20 protein-coding genes are annotated in these 20,620 nt (G+C 63.7%); 8 read left to right on the top strand and 12 right to left on the bottom strand.

Annotated elements, in window-relative coordinates; genetic code table 11:
* Nucleotides 1-108 precede the first annotated feature (108 nt).
* Nucleotides 109-387 carry a hypothetical protein gene (locus ACFQ2F_RS05065; RefSeq protein WP_379086642.1) on the top strand — a complete coding sequence of 93 codons (279 nt, stop codon included), beginning with the start codon at nucleotides 109-111 and terminating at the stop codon, nucleotides 385-387.
* Nucleotides 388-709: 322 nt separating this feature from the next.
* Here the strand turns inward: ACFQ2F_RS05065 and ACFQ2F_RS05060 are convergent, their stop codons facing one another.
* A complete protein-coding gene (locus ACFQ2F_RS05060) occupies nucleotides 710-2,083 on the bottom strand; it encodes an ABC1 kinase family protein (protein WP_379086640.1) in 1,374 nt (457 codons plus the stop codon).
* Nucleotides 2,084-2,256: 173 nt separating this feature from the next.
* On the opposite strand from ACFQ2F_RS05060, the gene ACFQ2F_RS05055 reads away from it, so the two are divergent.
* Nucleotides 2,257-3,198, top strand: coding sequence for an endonuclease/exonuclease/phosphatase family protein (locus ACFQ2F_RS05055; RefSeq protein ID WP_379086637.1), 942 nt, complete (start codon nucleotides 2,257-2,259; stop codon nucleotides 3,196-3,198).
* Nucleotides 3,199-3,229: 31 nt separating this feature from the next.
* Nucleotides 3,230-3,685, top strand: coding sequence for a DUF411 domain-containing protein (locus ACFQ2F_RS05050; RefSeq protein WP_379086634.1), 456 nt, complete (start codon nucleotides 3,230-3,232; stop codon nucleotides 3,683-3,685).
* Between the two features lie 33 nt (nucleotides 3,686-3,718).
* Here the strand turns inward: ACFQ2F_RS05050 and ACFQ2F_RS05045 are convergent, their stop codons facing one another.
* Both ACFQ2F_RS05045 and ACFQ2F_RS05040 read right to left on the bottom strand, forming a co-directional pair.
* Complete coding sequence (locus ACFQ2F_RS05045) at nucleotides 3,719-4,792, bottom strand: DUF6790 family protein (protein ID WP_379086631.1); 1,074 nt, start codon at nucleotides 4,790-4,792, stop codon at nucleotides 3,719-3,721.
* Between the two features lie 49 nt (nucleotides 4,793-4,841).
* Nucleotides 4,842-6,713, bottom strand: a complete 1,872-nt coding sequence (locus ACFQ2F_RS05040; RefSeq protein WP_379086628.1) for a M3 family oligoendopeptidase — start codon at nucleotides 6,711-6,713, stop codon at nucleotides 4,842-4,844.
* Between the two features lie 313 nt (nucleotides 6,714-7,026).
* Here ACFQ2F_RS05040 and ACFQ2F_RS05035 point away from each other — a divergent pair, with 313 nt between their 5' ends.
* From ACFQ2F_RS05035 to ACFQ2F_RS05025, 3 genes are all read left to right on the top strand, one after another.
* Nucleotides 7,027-8,529 carry a sigma-54-dependent transcriptional regulator gene (locus tag ACFQ2F_RS05035; RefSeq protein WP_379086625.1) on the top strand — a complete coding sequence of 501 codons (1,503 nt, stop codon included), beginning with the start codon at nucleotides 7,027-7,029 and terminating at the stop codon, nucleotides 8,527-8,529.
* Nucleotides 8,530-8,685: 156 nt separating this feature from the next.
* Nucleotides 8,686-10,413: a L,D-transpeptidase family protein gene (locus ACFQ2F_RS05030; RefSeq protein ID WP_379086622.1), complete on the top strand. Its 1,728-nt coding sequence runs from the start codon at nucleotides 8,686-8,688 to the stop codon at nucleotides 10,411-10,413.
* 233 nt (nucleotides 10,414-10,646) lie between these two features.
* Entirely contained in the window at nucleotides 10,647-12,068 is a 1,422-nt protein-coding gene (locus tag ACFQ2F_RS05025) for a DUF882 domain-containing protein (protein ID WP_379086619.1), read from the top strand.
* 18 nt (nucleotides 12,069-12,086) lie between these two features.
* Here ACFQ2F_RS05025 and ACFQ2F_RS05020 read toward each other — a convergent pair whose 3' ends face one another.
* Both ACFQ2F_RS05020 and ACFQ2F_RS05015 read right to left on the bottom strand, forming a co-directional pair.
* Complete coding sequence (locus ACFQ2F_RS05020) at nucleotides 12,087-12,362, bottom strand: DUF2312 domain-containing protein (RefSeq protein WP_379086616.1); 276 nt, start codon at nucleotides 12,360-12,362, stop codon at nucleotides 12,087-12,089.
* A gap of 153 nt (nucleotides 12,363-12,515) precedes the next feature.
* Nucleotides 12,516-13,682, bottom strand: coding sequence for a DUF1244 domain-containing protein (locus tag ACFQ2F_RS05015; protein ID WP_379086613.1), 1,167 nt, complete (start codon nucleotides 13,680-13,682; stop codon nucleotides 12,516-12,518).
* 285 nt (nucleotides 13,683-13,967) lie between these two features.
* Between ACFQ2F_RS05015 and ACFQ2F_RS05010 the strand changes: the two genes are divergently transcribed.
* The gene (locus ACFQ2F_RS05010) at nucleotides 13,968-14,408 is read left to right on the top strand and encodes a DUF1036 domain-containing protein (protein ID WP_379086610.1); all 441 of its coding nucleotides are present in this window, start codon (nucleotides 13,968-13,970) and stop codon (nucleotides 14,406-14,408) included.
* Nucleotides 14,405-15,841 carry a pyruvate kinase gene (pyk, locus tag ACFQ2F_RS05005; RefSeq protein ID WP_379086607.1) on the top strand — a complete coding sequence of 479 codons (1,437 nt, stop codon included), beginning with the start codon at nucleotides 14,405-14,407 and terminating at the stop codon, nucleotides 15,839-15,841. Before ACFQ2F_RS05010 ends, pyk begins: the two co-directional genes overlap by 4 nt.
* Before the next feature lie 33 nt (nucleotides 15,842-15,874).
* On the opposite strand, the gene ACFQ2F_RS05000 is transcribed toward pyk, so the two are convergent.
* The 7 genes from ACFQ2F_RS05000 to ACFQ2F_RS04970 all read right to left on the bottom strand — a co-directional run bounded on the left by ACFQ2F_RS05000 (nucleotide 15,875) and on the right by ACFQ2F_RS04970 (nucleotide 20,378).
* Nucleotides 15,875-16,210, bottom strand: coding sequence for a hypothetical protein (locus ACFQ2F_RS05000; protein WP_379086604.1), 336 nt, complete (start codon nucleotides 16,208-16,210; stop codon nucleotides 15,875-15,877).
* Nucleotides 16,179-16,931 carry a hypothetical protein gene (locus ACFQ2F_RS04995; protein ID WP_379086601.1) on the bottom strand — a complete coding sequence of 251 codons (753 nt, stop codon included), beginning with the start codon at nucleotides 16,929-16,931 and terminating at the stop codon, nucleotides 16,179-16,181. The genes ACFQ2F_RS05000 and ACFQ2F_RS04995 overlap by 32 nt, the downstream gene beginning before the upstream one ends.
* Before the next feature lie 111 nt (nucleotides 16,932-17,042).
* A complete protein-coding gene (locus ACFQ2F_RS04990) occupies nucleotides 17,043-18,437 on the bottom strand; it encodes an APC family permease (protein ID WP_379086598.1) in 1,395 nt (464 codons plus the stop codon).
* Nucleotides 18,434-18,619 (bottom strand): hypothetical protein, encoded by a 186-nt coding sequence (locus tag ACFQ2F_RS04985; RefSeq protein WP_379086595.1) that lies wholly within the window; start codon nucleotides 18,617-18,619, stop codon nucleotides 18,434-18,436. Before ACFQ2F_RS04985 ends, ACFQ2F_RS04990 begins: the two co-directional genes overlap by 4 nt.
* 9 nt (nucleotides 18,620-18,628) lie before the next feature.
* Nucleotides 18,629-19,024, bottom strand: a complete 396-nt coding sequence (locus tag ACFQ2F_RS04980; RefSeq protein ID WP_379086592.1) for a hypothetical protein — start codon at nucleotides 19,022-19,024, stop codon at nucleotides 18,629-18,631.
* A gap of 6 nt (nucleotides 19,025-19,030) precedes the next feature.
* Entirely contained in the window at nucleotides 19,031-19,351 is a 321-nt protein-coding gene (locus ACFQ2F_RS04975) for a hypothetical protein (RefSeq protein WP_379086590.1), read from the bottom strand.
* Between the two features lie 229 nt (nucleotides 19,352-19,580).
* Nucleotides 19,581-20,378 carry a tetratricopeptide repeat protein gene (locus ACFQ2F_RS04970; protein ID WP_379086587.1) on the bottom strand — a complete coding sequence of 266 codons (798 nt, stop codon included), beginning with the start codon at nucleotides 20,376-20,378 and terminating at the stop codon, nucleotides 19,581-19,583.
* Nucleotides 20,379-20,620: the final 242 nt, after the last annotated feature.

The following is a 20,620-nucleotide window of genomic DNA, read 5'->3' as shown; positions in this document are numbered from 1 at the left end:
CAAAATCGCCCCAAAATGACCCCGAATGAGGCGGGAACGGCTCGCGTTTCCCGGCAGTTCTTGTCCCCACTATTGGCGACAAAAACAGAACTGCACAGGAGAACTGCCATGAAGACGACCATTCGGAACGTGCTGCTGAGTGCCGGTTTGATCGGCGGTATGGCCCTGGCGACGCCGGCCATGGCCGACGAGACCACGACCACCATCGATCCCGAAACCGGTGCTTCCGTCACGGTGCATGAGAAGGACGCGCTTCTTCCGAAGAACCGCGACACCGAGGTCATCGTCACCCCGGGCGTGCAGCCCGACCGTGACGTCGACATCGTCGATGGCGATGACGATACGGTCGTCCACCATCACGAGGAAACGACCATCGAGCGCTACTAAGCCTAAAAAGGCAGACTCGATTCGAGGTGCGCGTAGCCGATGCCGCTTCTGGGACCGCGTCCCCGGGAGCGGCATCGGTTTTTTTGTGGGCAGCTATCGCTCGCGAGAGCGAAAGACCCCGTCTGGTGAGCGCGAAAGACCCCGTCATCCTTAGGCGCTCGACGCGGTACGCGCGAGCCTCGAAGGACGGCGGGGTCGTGGTTCAAGACAGCCCATCCTTCGAGGCGCGCGTTCCGCGCGCACCTCAGGATGACGCCGAACAAGTTTCAGGATGACGCAGAACGAGGGGCGACGAGCGCGGCAGCCAGCAGTTCTCGCCGTCCTAAGGCAGCGGAACGCCGGTCGCCTCGAAGGCCTCGCGCTGGCGGCTTTCCACCGCCTCCACATCGACGCCGGCGATCGCCTCGTTGAAGAGCTGATAGTAGTTGAGCGCCGCATCGAGATGCAGAAACACACCGCCGAGCCCGATGGCCGCCCGGTCCATGAAGACGAACTCCCGCGGCACCCGCACCGGCCCCTTCTCCTGCAGCGCCTTGTGCACCTGGAAGGCTTCGCGCCGCCCATACATGCCGGGCGTCGTGCCTTCGGCGATGGTGCGCACCCGGTCCTCCAGCATCGGGCCGTAGATGAACTTGGCCCAGATGTTCAGGACGTCGATCACGTCCTCCTTCAGCCCGGCGAAGCCCCAGGTCTCGTAGGCATGGACGATCAGGTCCCGGTCGTCACGCAACAGCCCGTGATAGAGATCGATCACGCCTTGGATGAACTTCGGCTGGAAGGTCCGCATGCAGCCATAGTCGAGCAGGTTGATGCCTGACGCGCGGCCAGCCTCGTCCTCGAAGACCGTGTAGTTCCCGAGGTGAGGATCGCCATGGATGATCCCGTAATGGCTGAACGGGAACCACCACGCCTTGAACATGGCGGTAGCGATCCGGTTGCGCTCTTCCAGCGGCCGGTCCGTGTATTGCAGCAGCGGATTGCCCTCCAGCCAGGTCATGGAGAGCAGCCGCCTTGTCGAGATCTCGGGCAGCACTTGCGGAACGCGGATCATCGGCTCATCGGCGAAGATACGCCCATAGAGCTCCATGTGCCGGGCTTCCAGGGTGTAATCCAGCTCCTCGCGCAGCCGTGCGGAAAGCTCCTCACGGATCTCGCTCGTGTCGATGGCCGGCCGCATGCGCCGGTGCAGCGAGAACAGCACGCCGAGCTGGTTGAGGTCCGCCTCCACCGCCGACTGCATGTCCGGATATTGCAGCTTCACCGCCAAAGACCGCCCGTCATGAGAGGTGGCGCGATGCACCTGACCGAGAGAGGCGGAATTGGCGGCAGTCCGCTCGAAGCTTGCGAATTTCGATTCCCAGTCGGGCCCGAGCTCCGACGCCATGCGCCGCTTCACGAAGGGCCAACCCATGGGCGGGGCTTGGCTCTGAAGCTGGCCGAGCTCGGCGGCATATTCCGCCGGCAGCGCTTCGGGGATGGTGGCGAGAAGCTGTGCCACCTTCATCATCGGACCCTTGAGGCCGCCCAGCGCCTGTGCCAGCGCGGCCGCATCCTTGTCCCGCTCCGGATCGCGGCCGAAAGCGCGCCGCATGGCAACATTCGCCGCCACCCCGCTCACATTAGCGCCGACCTTGGCGTAGCGAAGGGCCCGGGCGCTGAACCGGTTTCTTTCCTGATCGGAGTCTTGGTCGCTCATTCTTACTTCCGGCCTTTCGACGCTTAAGCCCTTCGCGAAACGCGCTTTTCGGTCGCGCGACCGTTGGCTTTCCATGACGGCCTCTTCATATAGGGTGCGCGAGCGTCACATGCCGCCCTTTCGATCTTTCGAGACCAAACGAGCCAATCGCAAACCAGCATCGAAGTTCCTTCATGTCGAAACTCCTGAAAGCCCTCACCCTCGTCGGGCTGGTCGTAGGCCTTGCGCTCACCGGCGCCATCCTCGTGGCCCGTGTCGTGCCGGCCCTCGACATCGTGAGCAATGGTCTGCCCGTGCTCGTGGTGGCCTGTTTCGTCCTGTTTCTTCTCGCTGCCTATACCGGACCGAAGGGCGCGGCCCCGGCCGCCCTGGTGCTGCTCCTCTTCAACGCAGCGGTGCTGTACCCCGCGCTTCAGAGCACGGCCCAGACGGCGGAAGCGAGCAGGGCGCCGCTGCTGAAAGTTGCGACCCTCAACGTCCGCCAAGGCAACGATGAGCCCGAGAAGGCCGTCCAATGGCTTCGGGAGACCGACCCGGACGTCATCGTCCTGCAGGAGATGTGGCGTCTCAAGCGCCCGCCCTTCGACGCGCTGCTCGAAACCCATCCTTTCCGGGTTGGCGATCAGAGCATCGTGATCCTGTCCAAGCAGCCGATCGGCTCCCAAGGGAAGATCACCCGTGTCGGCTTCAGCTCCTGGAACGAGACCCTGGCCCGCTGGGCGCAGATCACCATCGACGGCGTGCCTGTCGAGATCGTCGCCGTGCATCCCGCCCGGCCCTTCTATCCGGAGCTTCAGCAGAACGACATGGACAACCTCACCCGCTTCGTGCAGTCGCGCCATGGGCCCCTGGTCGTTGCCGGCGACTTCAACCAGACGCCCTGGACCAACTCCCTGCAGCGCTTCACGGATATCTCGGGGCTGGGACGCCTCAACACCTATCACCCGACCTGGCCCATGCGACGCGATACCATGCCCTTCGTCCCCTTGCTGCCCATCGACAACATCTTCATCTCCAGCCAGCTCGCCATGGTCGACCTTGCGTTTTCCGGCGATATCGGGTCGGACCATCGCGGGCTCGTCGCCGAGCTGGCGCTCGCCGCCCCCCGGCCCTAGGATCGAGCCTCAAGATCCAATGGAGGTCCCCATGCTCCGTGCCCTGCTTCTCACCGCGCTCCTCGGATTTGCGCTCGCCCTGCCGGCCAAGGCGGACGAAGAAACGGCTCAACAGACCCTGGAGCTCTGGAAATCGCCCAGCTGCAATTGCTGCGAGAAATGGGCCGATCACATGAAGGCCGAAGGCTTCGACGTCGCGCCCCATGCGGTTGCCACCGGAACCCTCGCCAAGATCAAGCATCAGGCCGGCATCCCCTCCAAGCTCGCCTCCTGCCATACGGGTAAGATCGGCGGCTATGTCATCGAAGGCCATGTGCCGGCCTCCGACGTGGCGCGGCTCCTCAAGGAGAAGCCCGACGCCATCGGCCTGGTCGTCCCGGGCATGCCCATAGGCTCCCCTGGCATGGAAGGTCCCAATCCGGAAAGCTACGAGGTTCTGCTGATCAAGCGGGACGGAAGCACGGAAGTCTTCGCCCGCCACGGCTAGCGGGGCCGGCGCGGCCGCACGACATTCGCGGCGCTAGTAGTCGCCGGAGTAGTCCCCGGGCTTACGCCCTTTCTGCAGATCGTCCATGAGCTGGCGGCGCGCCCGCTCCAGCTCGTCCTCCAGGCTCTGATCGAAATCGTCATAGCGCGGCTGCGGTTGGACGGGTGGCTGCGGCCGAGGCAAGGCCGGTGGCGGCGCAGAGGGCCGCTGAGGCTGCTGTGGCGGCCGTGGTTGCTGTGACCGCCGTGGTTGCTGTGAAGGCTGAGACGCCGGGCTGGCGGGCGCAGGCTTCGGCGGAGAAGAATTGGACCGTGCGGGATTGCCGCGCGGCGGCGTAGACGGCGCCGGATTGGATGGCGCCTCCCAAGGCGCCCGCTCATGCAAGCCCGACGCCGCCTTCGGTCCTAGCGGATCTTGCTGACCGTAAGGATCTTTCAGCCCGTAAAGCTCTTGCGGCCCGAACGGGTCGTCCTGCCCATAGGCCGGTGACGGCTGGCCGTAGCTCGGCTCTTGCGGCCGGGACGGCGCCGGAAGGGCACGCTGGGGCGGAGGCGCATTCGGCGCCGGCTGCGGCTGGAGCCCGCGCGGAGCTTGAGCAGCATCAGAGCGCGTCTCGGTTGCCCCTGCCTCTTCCGTCTGGGGCCCGAGGAACAGCAGCAACAGCACGACCACCGGCGTCAGGAAATTCTGCAGCAGGATGGCGCCGGCAACGCCTGCGGCGAGATCGTCCCCATCGAGGATGTTGTTCACCAGGCTGAGCCCCGAGCCCACCAGATAGCAGGCCGCGACCAGCGCCACGGCCATGCGCGCCGGACGCTTGGAGAAGGCTGCAAAGAAGCTCGCCGCCGCAAGCCCCAGATTGGCGAAGGCCACCTCCATCTGGAACGGGCTCGGCGCCCAGCCGAACTGGTCGGCCATGGTCTGAGGCAGGAAACCGTAGGTGACGAAATCCCAGAGGCCCTGAGCCCCGAGCGGGAAGATGAAGAGCCAGCGCAGCAGGGAGCGGCCGATATTGGAAGGCGTGACGGAGTGCGCCGACACGTAGAGCGACGCGCCCGCTCCGACCAGCGCCGCCACCCACATCAGCATCGGCATGAAGGTGATCATCCCGCCTCCTCACAAGAGGCATGCCAATCATGCGTCTCCGTCGGACCGATCAAACGGCGTCGGCCTCCGCATCCATCGCTTCCAGCTCGTCGATCAGGCCCTCGATCACGTTCAGACCCATGGACCAGAATCCCGGCTCCGACGCATCGAGCCCGAACGGCTTCAGAAGCTCCTTGTGATGCTTCGACCCGCCGGCCGCCAGCATGTCCAGATAACGCTCGGCAAACCCTTCGTCAGACTTCTCGTAGACCGCGTAGAGCGAGTTCACAAGGCAGTCGCCGAAGGCATAGGCGTAGACGTAGAACGGCGAGTGGATGAAATGGGGGATGTAGCACCAGAAGGTCTCGTAGCCTTCGCCAAGTTCGATGGCCGGCCCAAGGCTCTCCCGCTGCACCTCCATCCACATCTCGCAGAGCTGCTCGGACGTCAGCTCGCCCTGGCGCCGCTCCGTGTGGATCATCCGCTCGAACCAGTAGAATGCAATCTGGCGGACGACCGTGTTGATCATGTCCTCCACCTTCAGCGCCAGCATGGCCCGGCGCTCCGCCGCCGACGGCGCGTTGTCCAGAAGCTGCCGGAAGGTCAGCATCTCGCCGAACACGCTGGCGGTCTCGGCGAGCGTCAGCGGCGTCGGCGCCATGAGAGGCCCCTGCCCGTTCGCCAGCACCTGATGCACGCCGTGACCCAGCTCATGGGCGAGCGTCATCACGTCCCGCGGCTTGCCGAGATAGTTCAGCAGCACATACGGGTGCGCGCTCGGCACCGTGGGATGGGAGAAGGCGCCCGGCTGCTTGCCCTGGCGCGACGGCGCATCGATCCAGCCCTTATCGAAGAAGTCCTGGGCGATATCCGCCATGCGCGGTGAGAAGTTGCCGTAGGCCGAAAGCACGGTGCTCCGCGCCTGGTCCCAGCCGATGGTCTGGGCGGGCTCCTTCACGACGGGCGCGTTGCGGTCCCAGTACATGAGCTTGTCCTTGCCCAGCCACTTGGCCTTCATCTTGTAATAGCGGTGGGAGATGGACGGGTACTTGTCCCGCACCGCCTGCACCAGCGCATCGACCACCTCGCGCTCCACCCGGTTCGCCAGATGTTTGGAATCGGCGACATCCTCGAAGCCACGCCAGCGGTCGGAGATCTCCTTGTCCTTGGCCAGGGTGTTGGTGACGATGGTGAAGAGGTGGAGGTTCTCCTTGAACTCCTTGCCCAGCGCTTGCGCCGATTTCCGCCGCTTCTCCTCGTCGGAATCGAGCAGCAGGTTGATCGCAGGCTCCAGGCTCAAGCTCTCGCCATCCACCTCGAAGCGCATCTGGGCCAGCGTCTCGTTGAACAGCCGGTTCCAGGCGCCGCGGCCCGAGACGGCCTTCTCGTGGAAGAGCTGCTCCAGCTTGTCGTCGAGCTGATAGGGCTTCTCTTTGCGGAGATCCTCGATCCATGGCCTGTAATGAGCCAGCGCCGGCGTCTCCATGGCGCGCGCCATCACCCCGTCGTCGATCCGGTTCATCTCCAGCGGGAAGAAGATCAGCTTCGAGCTGATCGTCGTCACCCGCTCCTGAACGTCGCCGAAGAATTTCTGCCGCGCCGGATCCGACGTGTCGGCGGCGTAGCGCAGGCTGGCATAGGAGATCACCCGGCCGAGCAGATCGCTCAGAGTCTCGAACTCCTCCACGGCCTTGGCGAGATCCTCGCCGCTATGGGTGGCGATCGCCGAGAGCTTACCCGCGTAGCTCTCGTGCATCGCGTCGGCCATCTTCTCGGCCTTGCCGAGATCGGCCTCCAGCTCCGGCGCGTCCGGAGAGGGGTAGAGATCCTCCAGCTTCCATTCCGGCAGGTCCCCCAGTGCGCTCGTGACCTCCGCCGCGGTGGCACCGTCGGCGGCTGAGAAACAGGGGCGTCCGGGAGTGAGAAACTTGGCAGACTGCATGGTTGGGATCTCGCGAGAAACTGACGAAACAGGAATCGGATTGGGCGCCACTTACGGCCTAAAGGCGTGATTTGTCCATCCGCCTCTGCCCAAAGGCACCCTAGAAAATGGTGGATTTGAAGGCGTTTACTACCCCCGGACCGTGGCCCTGGAGCACCGCTTCACCAAAATCGAACCCCGATAAAGAGGATATTTACCTTCCCGGCGCAGATTTTGACGTCAGGAACAGCTCCAAAGGGTCGAAGTGTAGGACCCGCCAGGCAGCCGCTCCGCGTGTTTTTGTATTGTGCGTAATCGTAGCGAGTTTTGCGTCATGGCTAAACGGGTTCTGGTCGTCGATGACGACCCTGCGCAGCGTCGTATCCTCGAGGAGACGATCAAGCGGTTCGGTTATAGCGTCGTCACAGCTGAGAACGGCGACCAAGCTCTTGAGATGCTTCAGGCCGAGGGCCAGGACATTCAGCTCCTCCTTCTCGACCTCGTAATGCCAGGCACCGACGGTATGGAGGTGCTGGCCGCAATGAAGACGCTGCCGAAGAAGCCGCCGGCCATTGTGCAGACCGCCCACGGTTCCATCGACGCCGCGATTTCCGCCATGCGGGCCGGCGCCGCCGATTTTGTCGTGAAGCCGGTGAGCCCCGAACGGCTGGAGGTTTCCATTAAGAACGCGCTTCGCATCGAGGCCCTCCAGGGCGAGCTGACCCGCATGAAGGCAAGTCATGGCGGTGAGCTGTCGTTCGACGACCTGATCGCGGGCAGCGAGACCATGGCCCGCGTGGTGGAGCTCGGTAAGCGCGCGGCAAACTCCCAGATCCCTGTCCTGATCGAAGGCGAAAGCGGGGTCGGCAAGGAGCTTGTCGCCCGCGCCATCCAGGGCGAGAGCGACCGCGCCGGCAAGCCCTTCGTGACCGTAAACTGCGGCGCCATCCCGGAAAATCTGGTCGAGAGCATTCTCTTCGGCCACGAGAAGGGCGCCTTCACCGGCGCCACCGAAAGGCGCATCGGCAAGTTCCAGGAAGCCGATGGCGGCACCCTCTTCCTCGACGAGATCGGCGAGCTGCCCCTGGACGCCCAGGTGAAGCTGCTCCGCGCCCTCCAGGAGGGGGAGATCGACCCCGTCGGCGCCAAGCAGCCCGTGAAGGTCGATATTCGGCTGATCTCCGCCACCAACCAGGATCTTATCAAGCTGGTCCAGGAAGGCGGCTTCCGCGAGGATCTCTATTACCGGCTGAACGTCTTCCCCATCTGGGTGCCGCCGCTTCGCGAGCGCCTCGAAGACGTGCCCGAGCTCGCCCGTCATTTCGCGGCGCGTTTCGCCAGCGAAGAGAACAAGCAGATCGACGGGCTGGAGGCCGAGGCCATCTCCATGCTGTCCCGCTATAGCTGGCCGGGCAATATACGCCAGCTCGAGAACGCCATGTTCCGCGCCGTGGTCCTGTCCGACGGCGACAAGGTGGGCGTCAACGAGTTCCCGCAGATCGCCGCCCATGTGGAAGGCTATTCGGTCACCGTGCCGCCAGCGCCGGCACCGAAGAAAGCCCCGCAGATCGATGGTCCCGTGGTGCTCGGCGATTCAGGCCGCACCCCGACCACCATCCACATTCCGTCCGGCAACGGGCGCGACGCGGTGGGCATTCCCGCCCTGTCGGATTCTGGGGATATCCGGCCCCTCGATGCCATAGAAGCTGATATGATTCGCCTCGCTTTCGGCCGCTACCGGGGCCGCATGACCGAGATCGCCAAGAAATTGGGAATCGGCCGTTCGACCCTCTACCGCAAGATGCGGGAGATCGGCCTGGAAGCGCGAATTGGCTAATTTGCAAGCACCGCTTTGCAGGAAAGCAACAGTCGCGGAAAAAAGGACGTGATTTCCGGCTGAAACCGGGCCGGCCTCTGGTTTTCGCAAGGGGGGCAAGCTACGTTCCAGACCTTGCCGAATCGTACCGCGTTGTCCGGCCAGGGAGCAGGGATTATGAGGCCTATTTACACGATTGCTGTCGGACTTTCATTGCTCGTGCCAGTTGCGGCGGCCACGAGCCTTCCGGCATTTGCTGCGGAACCCGACGGTCCGTCGGCGCTGATCGGTCGCGACGAAGCGATCAAGATCAGCATTCAGGACCAGCTTTCCGAGAGCTTTACCAGCGCGACCGAGACGCGCAAGCAGGAGCATGGCGCTCTTGTTGAGTATTACTCGCTGCCAGATAACACGCCGCTCTGGGTGAGCGAAAAGGGACTGACGGATCGCGGCGAGACGGTGATCGCCGAGCTTAAGAAGGCCGACAGCTACGGTCTGCGCTCTGCCGATTACGCGGTCCCCGACCTTTCCGATTTCGATCCGGCGAGCTTCAAGAAGGATCCCGCGGCCGCGGCCAAGCGCTTGGCCGATGCGGAGATCCAGATCAGCTTCGCCGTCACCCGCTACGCCAATGACGCCCGCGGCGGCCGTATTACGCCGCGCCAGGTCAGCGGCTATCTCGATCCCGACCTGCGGCTGCCCAAGCCCCTGGAGGTGATGGAGTCGATCTCTTTCCGGTCCGACCCGGCCGGCTATCTCCGGAGCTTCCAGCCCGACCAGCCGCAATTCGAGGCCCTGCGCCGCACTCTTGCGAAGCTGCGTGGTGAGGACGAGACGAAGGACGAAGAGCCGAAGGTCGTCATTCCGGCAGGCCCCACCCTGCGTCTTGGCGTGACGCATCCTCAGGTCCGCCTGCTCCGCAAGCGCCTCGAGGTAAGCGCCGCGCCCGAAGAGTTCGGTGACGGCGGCCCCGCCGGCGATCCCGAGCTGTTCGACAAGGACGTTCAGGATGCGGTTATGGCCTTCCAGCAGGCTCACGGCATCGCAACCGACGGCCTCGTCGGCCCCGGCACCCGCCGTGTTCTCAATGGCGGCCCGGCCGAGATGGGCAATCAGGACCAGATCAATCTGGTGCTGGTGAACATGGAGCGCTGGCGCTGGCTGCCCAACTATCTGGGCGACTTCTACGTCCGCGTGAACATTCCGGAGTTCAAGCTGCGGGTCGTCGAGGACCGCAAGGTTATCCATTCCGCCAAGGCGGTGGTCGGCAAGCCGAGCACGGCAACGCCGGTGTTCTTCGACGAGATGGAGACCATCGTCTTCAACCCGTCCTGGCATGTGCCGAATTCCATCAAGACCGGTGAGATCCGGCCCTTTATCCGCCGGACCGGCGGAGGATGGTTCAGTGCTAGCACGGGCTGGGACACGTCGGTCATCGACCGCCACAATCTGCGCGTCAATTACAAGGGACGCGAGGTCAACCCGCAGACCATTCCGTGGGATCGGGTGGACGTTCGCACCCTCGCCTTCCGGCAGCCGCCGGGACCGAAGAATGTGCTGGGTGTCGTGAAGTTCCTCTTCCCGAACAAGCATGATGTCTACATGCACGACACGCCGCAGCGCTACCTGTTCAACAACACGGTGCGCGCCGAGAGCCATGGCTGCATGCGGATCCAGAACCCGGATCAGCTGGCCGCGATCCTGCTGGGCCATGACCAGAACTGGACCAAGGGCCGGGTCGACCAGATGATCCGCACCGGGCACGACTCGGGCGTCGCCCTGAAGCGGCACATCCCGGTCTACGTGACCTACTTCACCGCCTGGGCCAATCCCGATGGCAGCCTCAAGCGCTACGGAGACCTTTACGGCCACGATCAGCGGATGGAACGCGCCCTTAATCTCTAGGCGTTTTCCACACCCGTAAGAGAACCATGGTTAACGCCGTCAGCAATAAGGTGCTGGCGGCGTTAACTTTTTCGCCCTCTTTTGCGCAAAATTTCCCCTCAATACTTCTCGTTAACTGCGGTCGAAGAAGACTCGCCGTCTTGCAATGCCCACTCGGGCGGATGTAACGGGGATGAGGGAGGCCGCAACCAAAGCGACGTTCGGCCTTGGTTTAGTAGCTGCGTAGGGGTGGAATGGGACGACGGGAATTTCTTCCGAACCGTAATGCTGTGCGCGCCATTTTCATTGGCGTTCTCGCCATGCTCTTGGTGGTGCCGGACCTCTATGCGCCCGCCGCCAACGCCAATTCCACGGCCCGCACCCTTCGTTTCTATAATATCCACACGAAGGAATATGTGACCGTCACCTACAAGGTGAACGATCGCTTCGTGCCCGCCGCCATGGACAAGCTCAACCGCTTCATGGGCGACTGGCGGGCCAAGGATCACACCAAGATGGATCCGGAGCTGATCGACCTTATCTGGCGAATCTACACCCAGCTTGGCGCTACCGAGCCGATCCATCTGATCTCGGGCTACCGGTCCCAGAAGACAAACAACAAGCTGCGCGCCTCTGGCGGCGGACAGGCCAAATACAGCCAGCACATCCTCGGTAAGGCCGCCGATATCCATATTCCCGGCGTGCCGGTGAAGAAGCTGCGCAATCTGGCGCTCATCCAGGAATTCGGCGGCGTCGGCTATTACCCGAACTCCGGCGTCCCCTTCGTCCATGTGGACACGGGCCGGGTGCGCATGTGGCCCCGCATTCCTCATATGGAGCTGGCGGCCCTCTTCCCGGACGGCAAGACCGACTACATCCCGAGCGACGGCCGCCGTATCACCCAAGCCGATTACCGCCGCGCCGCCTCGAGCGGTAAATATCAGACCGCCGCCGACATCCTGCGCGGCCGCCCGAGTGCCCCGGCCCCAACCGCCGTGGCCTCTGCGGAGCCGCCGCCCCTGCCGACGCCCTCACCCTTCCGGCAGCTCTCCGCCAAGCTTGCGAGCGCCGGCGATACTCAGCCGAACAATCCGCTGCTCGCTGCGACCAACGTGAATTACCGGCCCATGAGCCTCGGCAAGGCCGACGAGACGCCTGATGCGCCGGCCGCGAGCTCCGCGATGGCCTCGGCCCCCATGCCGAACCGTAAACCCGCCAGCCCCTTCGCCATGGCGAGCCTCGGCGGCGCGCCCTCCTTCTCGTCCAATCTGGCGCCCGCACCGGCGCCCAAGCCGACGCCTGCGCCGCAGCCCGTGGCCAGCGCCGATACCGCCTCTGACGCCAGCAGCGCCTATCGCAAGACCGATGTGATGAGCTTGCCCGCGCAGGATGAGGAGCACCCCGAAGAGGCGCTCACCTTCGCCCACTACAATGTGGCGGTGCTCATGAGCGACCGGCTCGTGGGCTACGACACCGAAATCGCGCCGATGATCCATCCCCGCCAGGATGATATCGCTTTCGTGTTCGAGGAAATGTCGATCCCGCACGCCCTTGAGCTGCGGGATACGAGCCGGGTCATGAGCCTCGCCATGACCGACCGGTTCGAGGGCACCGCGGTCCGGAGCCTCTACGCCGCCCTCCCCGGCAGGACCGAGACTCAGCTCGCATCCCGCTAGGGTAATACGGGCCGCGCTCTACGCGGCCACCACCTCGCCTTCGCCTTCGTCGTCATCCATGCCGAGCGCATGGAGATAGGTCGTCAGCACGGCCTCTTCTTCCTTACGCTTCTCCTCGTCCTGCTTGCGGATCCGGATCACGGATTTCAGCGCCTTGGTGTCGAAGCCATTGGCCTTGGCCTCGGCATAGACCTCCTTCAGATCGGCGGCCAGCGCCGCCTTCTCCTCTTCCAGGCGCTCGATGCGAGCGACGATTGTGCGAAGCTGGTCTTTGGCTGACGAATGAAGCGACACGTCTGGACCTCACTGAAACTAAAGGCTGATGGAAGCGAATCGAACGGTGAGCTTAGGCGGTGGCGCTTTCGCCCCGCAAGCACCGTGAAGCGGTAATCCAAACTATCCAGAGGCTGGAATGGATAGAGGCGAAAACGCCGCTATATCAGTACCTTACTTCTGATATTTGGCCTTCCACTCGTCATAGGCCATGCCGTAGACGATCTCCCGCGCCTCGTCCTTGGAAAGCGTCAGCCCCTTGGCTTCCGCCGCTTCCATATACCAGCGCGACAGGCAGTTCCGGCAGAACCCGGCGAGCTCCATCATGTCGATATTCTGGACGTCCGTGCGCTCCCGGAGGTGGTCCCGCAGCCGCCGGAAGGTCGCCGCCTCGAGCTCCGTGCGCAGGGCATCGTCAATGCCCGACCCGGTCTTACCGGAAAGCCCCGCATCCGCCTCTTCTATTTCGAGGCCGCCGCTGCCGCCGGTCTTGCCGGGGGCCGGCCGGCCTTCGATCCGCTCGGCCGCACCGCCCGTATACCTGATCTCGTCGAGGGAGTTGGCGACCGCCTCGTTCTCCATCACCGACGTCACGATCCGCGCCAGGCGCTGGGCCCACTCTTCCTGCTGCTGCTCGGTGCCAAGCAGATCCTGCCGCAACTCGATCAGGGCGTGGGCGATGCCCCGCCGCGTGCCGTGACGGTTCAGGGTGTCGCCTTCCAATTCGCCGCTGTAAGGCACGTTCTCGCCCGAGACGATATCGTCTTCCGCACTCAAGCCGGCCAGCAGCGGTTGGGGCAGACGTCCGTCCTTGTCCCACAGCACCGTGGCGTGCCAGGGCCGCGGCACGCCCTTCCAGGCCGGCGTGAAGCTATGGATCGCCAGTAGGGCCGGCACGCGCCCGCCCTCGACGCCCTGGTCGATCAGCGCATCGATCGCCTCGTGATAGGGCTTGTAGAAGGTATCGATTCGCTCCTGGCGCTGCTCCGCCGTCATCCCGACATTGCCGGGCACGATCACGCTGTCGGAGATCTGCATGATCTGGGTGGGATCGCGCGGGCCCCGATTGGGGTCGATCAGCAGCCTGGAAAACCGCGTCAGCAGCGCCGGTGCGCCCAGAAGCTCAGCAAGCCTAGTCGCCACCCCCTTCGCGCCGGGATCGTAGGCGATATGCCGCCGCATGATCTCGTCCTTGAGACCAAGCTGGCTGAAGCGCTCGGGGATCGTGTTCTCCGCATGATCGCAGAGAATAATGAGCCCCCGAGAGAGATCGCCGTCGATGAACTGGTAGGATTCTTCTTGCGATTCGGTCGGCTGCGATTGCGAGACCCGTTGCTCCACTGAATGCCTCTTATTGCTCTTTACAGACTTCCGGCTCGAAGCCCTTTCACTAAAGCCCCAGCCCCTATACAAGACGATGAGAAAGACGTGGGGACGGGGTGCGTTGCGACCCATTCTCCCAGCCATCGCGCGGCGGGTTTTTGCAGGGGTGAATTACTCTTATAATCCGGCGCGCCGATGATAGAAACGCACCCGTTCGGTATCATCAATCCATTCGTGACCAAAGGCTCAGACTTGACTGTCGCTTCCAAAACGATGCGGACCCCGGCCAAGAGCGCCGGGCGCGTGAGGAGACAACTGTTTCGCCTTCTCTTCAGTTTCATGCTCGCCGTCCCGCTGCTCGGTGTCGGTACGGCCGCCCATGCCGATCTGAAGCTCTGCAACACGACCACGAGCCGTGTCGGCGTGGCCATCGGCTACAAGGACAAGGAAGGCTGGGCCACGGAGGGCTGGTGGAACGTCGCCGCTCATACCTGCGAGACCCTGCTGAAGGGCGTGCTCATCGCCCGGTACTATTATCTCCACGCCGTCGATTACGACCGCGGCGGCGAATGGGCCGGCAGCATCTCGATGTGCACGGACGACAAGGCCTTTACCATTCGCGACACAAAAAATTGCGTAAAGCGGGGTTATAAGCGAACCGGGTTTTTTGAAGTTGATACCGGTGAAGAGCGCGATTGGACCATCCGCCTCACCGATCCCGGCGCTGAAGACGACGCACAATGAGGCGAAATCGTAGGGTCAAGATCGTCGCCACACTCGGACCCGCATCAAATAACAAAGCGACTCTGGCTGCCCTCTTCGACAAGGGGGCGGATGTTTTCCGCATCAATATGAGCCACACCAGCCATGAGAGCATGGCTGAGACTCAGGCCATGATCCGGGAAGTCGAGGAGGAGTGCCAGCGCCCCATCGGCATTCTCGCCGATCTGCAGGGCCCGAAGCTCCGCGTCGGCAAGTTTGAATCCGGCGCCATGCTCCTGACCGAAGGCGATGTGGTGAGCTTCGTCCGCCGCGAGGTGACAGACGGCTCGGGCCGCATTCACCTGCCCCATCCGGAGATCTTCGAAGCGATCGAGCCGGGCCACACCCTGCTCCTCGACGACGGCAAGCTGCGCCTGCGCGTGGTCGATGCCAGCGACGTCCGCATCGATGCGGAGGTGGTCGTCGGCGGCTCGCTGGGCAGCCGCAAGGGCGTCAGCCTGCCCGACACCGTGCTGCCTTTGGGCGCCATGACCGACAAGGACCGCGCCGATCTCGAAGCCGCCTGCTCGACGGGGGTCGATTGGATTGCGCTCTCCTTCGTGCAGCGCGCCGACGATATCGCCGAGGCCCAGAAGCTGGTGAATGGCCGCGCCGCGGTGATGGCCAAGATCGAGAAGCCTTCCGCCGTGAACGAGCTCACCGAGATCATGAAGCTCGCCGACGGCATCATGGTCGCCCGCGGCGATCTGGGCGTCGAGATGCCCGTGGAGAAGGTGCCCGGCCTTCAGAAGCAGATCACCCGCGCCGCCCGCAACGCCGGCAAGCCCGTGGTGGTCGCCACCCAGATGCTGGAATCGATGATCTCTTCGCCGGTGCCCACCCGCGCGGAGGTCTCCGACGTCGCCACGGCCGTGTTCGAAGGGGCCGATGCTGTGATGCTGTCGGCCGAATCGGCGGTCGGCAAGTTCCCCACCGAGGCCGTCGCCACCATGGACCGGGTCGCCATCGAGGTGGAGCGCGACCCCCTCTATGAGGCGATCATCCACGCCCAGAACATCTATCGCGAAGCGACCGGCATAGACGCGGTCTCCGCGGCTGCCCGCACCGTCGCCAATACCCTGAACCTGGCGGCCATCGTTTGCTACACCTCGTCGGGCCAAACCAGCATCCGCGCGGCCCGCGAGCGCCCGCCACAGCCGATCCTGGCCCTGACGCCGGTGCCGGCCACGGGCCGCAAGCTCGCTATTGTGTGGGGTCTGCACTGCGTGCTGACGGGCGATCCGGAAAGCGTGGACGACATGGTCGCCAAGGCCTGCCGCATCGCCCTGGAAGAGGACTTCGCCCAGTACGACGATCAGATCATCATCTCCGCGGGTCTGCCCTTCGGCAAATCCGGTGGCACAAACATGCTGCGCATCGCCAGCGTCGGCGACGGATCTCACGAACAGGCCTAAGCGGCCGGCAGACGATCTCTACGCGCGTGAGCTTCAGGCGCGCGCCGGTGCATTCGGCGCGCCGTCTTCCCGCTCTTTGCGCGCGATCTCCCAGCGCAGCCGCGCCCAGCGATAGGCATCCAGCACCGAGAGCGAATAGATGGCCAGCCCGCCGGCATAGCGTCCGATAAAGGATGCATCCGGAGCCGCCGTGTGCATGGTCACCATGCCCAGCAGGATCATGAAGAACAGCATGGTGAGCGCGCGCTGGGGCTGATTGTTCAGAAGCTGCCCCACGCCCGGCAGCACGATTGCGACCGCCATCACCAGATAAGGATGCAGCGGCATCGAAGCCTGCTCAGGCTTCGAGGGCGATGCTTTCTTGCTCATGACGTCCTTTCCGTCCGCTTGCGCGGATCAAACGGTGTTCGGGCTGCGCAGGCACGGCACGATCAGTGCCCTGCAGGGTCTCGGCCAGGCCGAGCGCACTGTCGAGCAGCGACCGAGCCAGCGCGGGATCGATCGGCTCCGGATCGAAGCGGGCCTGTCGGAGCAGCAGATAGCTGCCGCGCTCGCCTTCATCGGCCAGATAGATGATGCGGACGCCCCGCGGCGTCACCACCACCTCCTTCACCCGCCGGTCAGCGCAGAGCTGCCTCAAGGGTCCGGCAAGCGCCGCCAGCGGGGGCACGCTGCCCTCCTCATCGGTGCGCAGCATGGCCGCTTCCCGGGGCCAGTCGGACGGAATGTCCAGCCGTCGGGCCAGCCGCGATGAGGGCGAGAAGAATTCGGTGTTCACCGGCCGGATCAGGTAGCTCAGCCGGGCTGTGTAGGGAATCGGCGTAAGGATCGAGACCTCGAGCCAGAGCGAGGGAAGCTTGCGCGGGATCAGCGTGTCGACGGTCGCCCGCAGCACCGCCCGCTTTCCAGCATACCGGCCGGAGAGGATCGGAAACCCGTCCTCCTGATGCCGGATATGCACCTCCCCATGAAGGACGCTGGCGCACGCGCTCAACGTGGCGCCGCGTGTCCGCTCGGTTTCGCGCCTGTCACGCAAATAGAGCCAGACGAGAACGGCCGCCATGGGAAACGCAATGAGATAAGGCAGCATGTGGAACCCCGTGATGCCGATCGTGAAAAAGGGCCGGCAGGCGAACCGCCTCTCTCCCTGGAAGGGCGTGGGAGAGAAGCGGCCGCCGCCGGAAATCCAGCGAGGAGGCCGTTAGTACCCCGCCGGACGTGGCCACGTCATGGTGAACTGGTCGCCCCGCGCCACGTATTTGTAGCGGTGCATGGCAAACCAGATCGACGCGATGATGTAGAACACCATGATCGACAGAAGCTGCGGTCCGTATCCGAGATAGGTCGCGAAATATGTTGCCGTGCAGAGCGTCAGCAACATCAGCGCCGGTATCGGATGGAACGGATGCACATAGCCGCGGTCGATCACCCCGAGGGGCCATTGCCGCCGGAACTTGATCACGTTGATGGACATGAACGTGTAGCCCAGCAGACCCGACAGGATCGAGAAGGTGATCACCTGGTCCAGCAAGCCGGTGAAGGCGAACGACACCGCGATTGGGATCAGGAAAACGATCGCCCGGAACGGCGTGCGGTAGCGCGGATGCACCGCCCCGAACCAGGTCGGCATGTAGCGGTCACGGCCCATGGAGAACCAGGCCCGCGAGGCATCGTTGATGCAGCCATTGGCCGAAGCGATCGCCGCGAACAGCGTGCCCACGAAGAGCAGCGTCTGAAGCATCGGGCTGCCGGTCATGCGCGCAGTATCGTAGAGCGGCACCACGGCCTGGCCGAGATACTCCCAGGGGAGCAGGCCTGAGGCCATGAACCAGGTGAGCGACGCCGCGATCAGCAGCGTGATCATGCCGCTCATGGTGCCCAGCGGGATCGAACGTCCTGCGCTGCGCACCTCTTCGGCCGCCTGGCAGGTGCCCTCGATGCCGAGGTAGTACCACATGCCGAACTGTAGCGCCGCGACCACGCCGATCCACCCGTAGGGTAGCCCTGTGAGCAGATCCCCATGGAAGATCGTCACGCCTTCGTTCCACGGCTGAATGCCGAAGAACATCACGATGATGGCGATGAAGGCCACCGCAGTGATCAGGAAGTTGACCGACAGGGTCATCAGCACGCCGCGATAGTTCATGAACGCCAATATCGCGATTGTCAGCACCACGAAGGCCCGGGCATCGAAGTTCGTCACCCCGCTCTCTTCGGCAAGCTGGGTCAGTAGATCGCCCACGATGAGCGCATCCGCCGCCTCCAGCATGGTGTAGGCCATCACGAGATAGAGCCCGACATTGAAGGCCATCAGCGGCCCGATGATATGCTTGGCTTGCGTGTATTGGCCGCCCGCCGCCGCCACCGTGGAGGTGACCTCGGAGTCGATCATGGCGACGCAGGTGTAGAGCAGGCCGATGATCCAGCAGGCAATCAGCGAGCCGAGCGCCCCGCCCTTCCCGACGGAGAAGTTCCAGCCCATATACTCGCCGACCAGAACGATGCCGACGCCCAGCGCCCAAACGTGAACGGGGCCGAGCACCTTGAGGAGAAAGAGGCGATCCTTTCCGGATTCCGCCACGGCTTCCGTGCTCATTTGCGGCCCCCTTCCTCTTCTTCTTCCGCTTCGTGCAGAAGCTCGTCCTCACCCTCACGGGCACTCATCAGGAAGTCTTCGCCGTAGACGGCGCCGACCCGGATGAGGTCAAAGAGCATCCAGCCGAGCAGCAGAGCGGAGACCGCCCAGGCCGCGTAGCTGGCGATTGTCCAGATATCCATTGTTCCCCCCTATTTCTGCGAGCGGCCGAAGCGCTCGGCGATCACGTCCCGGTACTCTTTCTCGGAGTATTTCAGGACGAACAGGAAATAGCCGAGGATCACCAAGGCGGTGATCGCCAGCGAGATCGGCTCGATTGAGTAGTCGAAGCGCGCATTGATGAGCTCCGCGGCTTCCGCCGGGTCGTATCCCAGCTTCTCCCACTGAGCCTGCATGACCTCGTTCTGATCGAGGGATTGCCAGGTGATCTCAGCCGGCTCTTTCGCCGGTGCGGGCTCCTCTCCACCCGCCCCGAAGTTGAACATCAGCGGCAGCATCAGGCTGCCGTAGACGAGAGCGATCAGGAAAATGGAGTCGATGAATTGGCCGAAGCTGGTCTGCTTCGGCGGACGGTATGCTTTTGCCATTTTGGATTACTCCGCGATTTGACGGTCGAGCCGGCCGCTCTTCTTGAGCGTGGCGAGAGCGTCTTTGTGGCGGATGTCGATGCCGTAGATATCTTCCTTGTCATCGGCGTAGTGCCGAAGCATCGCGAAGATCGAGGCGGTGTTGAAGATCAGCACAGCGGCGCCGGCGGCACCGATGGCGATCTTGACGTTCATGTCGTCGACAAATGGCAGTATCGACACGAACACGTATAGGACCGTGGCCCACAGGACGATGACAAAGCCGATGGCGCAGAATTTGTCGATCCTGAATAGGCTGTCGATCCGCTCCGAAGTGGTGCGGCTCATGGTTATTTCCTCCCTTGGTACGTCCCCGGGGCTCTTGTTTTTTAGATTTCCCAGGAGGAAATATTATTTCCTGACATTCTTCAATATGTCAATAGGAACCAGAAGTTGCACTCCTCTTAGGCATAATCTGTCCAAAACGCAGGCAACCGCGCCCGCATTCTAGGCAGAAATTTTGCAGTCCTCAGGGGAAGTTAGCTCGGGATCGAGCGCGGCCGGCAGGGGTGCCCGGCTAGATGTCCTGGCCCTCGATCTCGCGGGACAGTTCTTCAACCGCGAGCCGCGCCGGCTCCAGAAAAGGATTGATCTGGAGCGCCCGGCGATAGACGGCGAGTGCCGATTCTTTCTGACCCAAATGCTCCAGAACCCGGGCCAGACCGGCAATCGCCTCGTAATGCTTGGGGTCGAGCGCGAGCGTCCGCCGAAGATCCGATAGAGCCTTGGAATGCTCGTCACGCAGGAAATGGACCATGGCCCGCTGATGCCACGTCTCGGCCGTGTCCGGCGAAAGCGAGATGGCGGCATTGAGGATCTCCAGGGCGATCCCGTAATCCCCAGCCTGCCCCATCAGGATCGCCCGCTCCAGCAAGACGTCGATGGTGGGGCTGCCGGTCCGCAGCCAGATCGTCTCGATCGCATCCTGCAGCCGCCCTGCTGCTTGAGCGTCGGGACTGCTAGCAAGCGCATCGTAGAGCTGGTCCAGCATCTGGCTGCGCGCTTCGGCGTCCGAGAAGAGCGCCTCCGCATCCATCCCGTCGGGAACGCCGCCGGCGCCCGGCAAAGCGCCCTGCCCTGCGGCGGGCGGCTGCCCGGGAACGCCCTCCGGGCTCGGGAACGGCGCCCGGTCGGGAAGCGGCACCAGGGGATCTTCGGGATTGCGCTCGGCGACCGGCGCTTCCCGAACGCCCCAACCGGGCTCGCCCGGCCCTAACACGGCGAGCGGCCCAGGCGTGACGTTCGCCTGCCGAAGCGGAAGAGCGTGATGCGTGTTGTTTGGATGAGCGTTGTCTGGGAGGGGCTTGACGGACAAGCCGGAGACCGCGAGAACCGGTCCGGCGGCGACCATACACCCCAGCAAAACAGAACCGGCAATAGCGCCCTGGAGAGCCACCCAGGAGAGCGGTGCCCCCCACTTACAAATGCCCATAAGCGAGAGCGTAAAACTGCGCTTAGGAGCGCGTCAAAGCAAATTCTGACGACACTCCAGCACTCATGCGAGGTGGCACGCGCAAAGCCTTAGCCGAGCAGCGAATTGTCTGGTCGGAGAAAGCT

This window comes from Methyloligella solikamskensis (assembly GCF_042676065.1).
Lineage (GTDB): Bacteria > Pseudomonadota > Alphaproteobacteria > Rhizobiales > Methyloligellaceae > Methyloligella > Methyloligella solikamskensis.
This window is presented reverse-complemented; position numbering and strand designations above follow the sequence as displayed.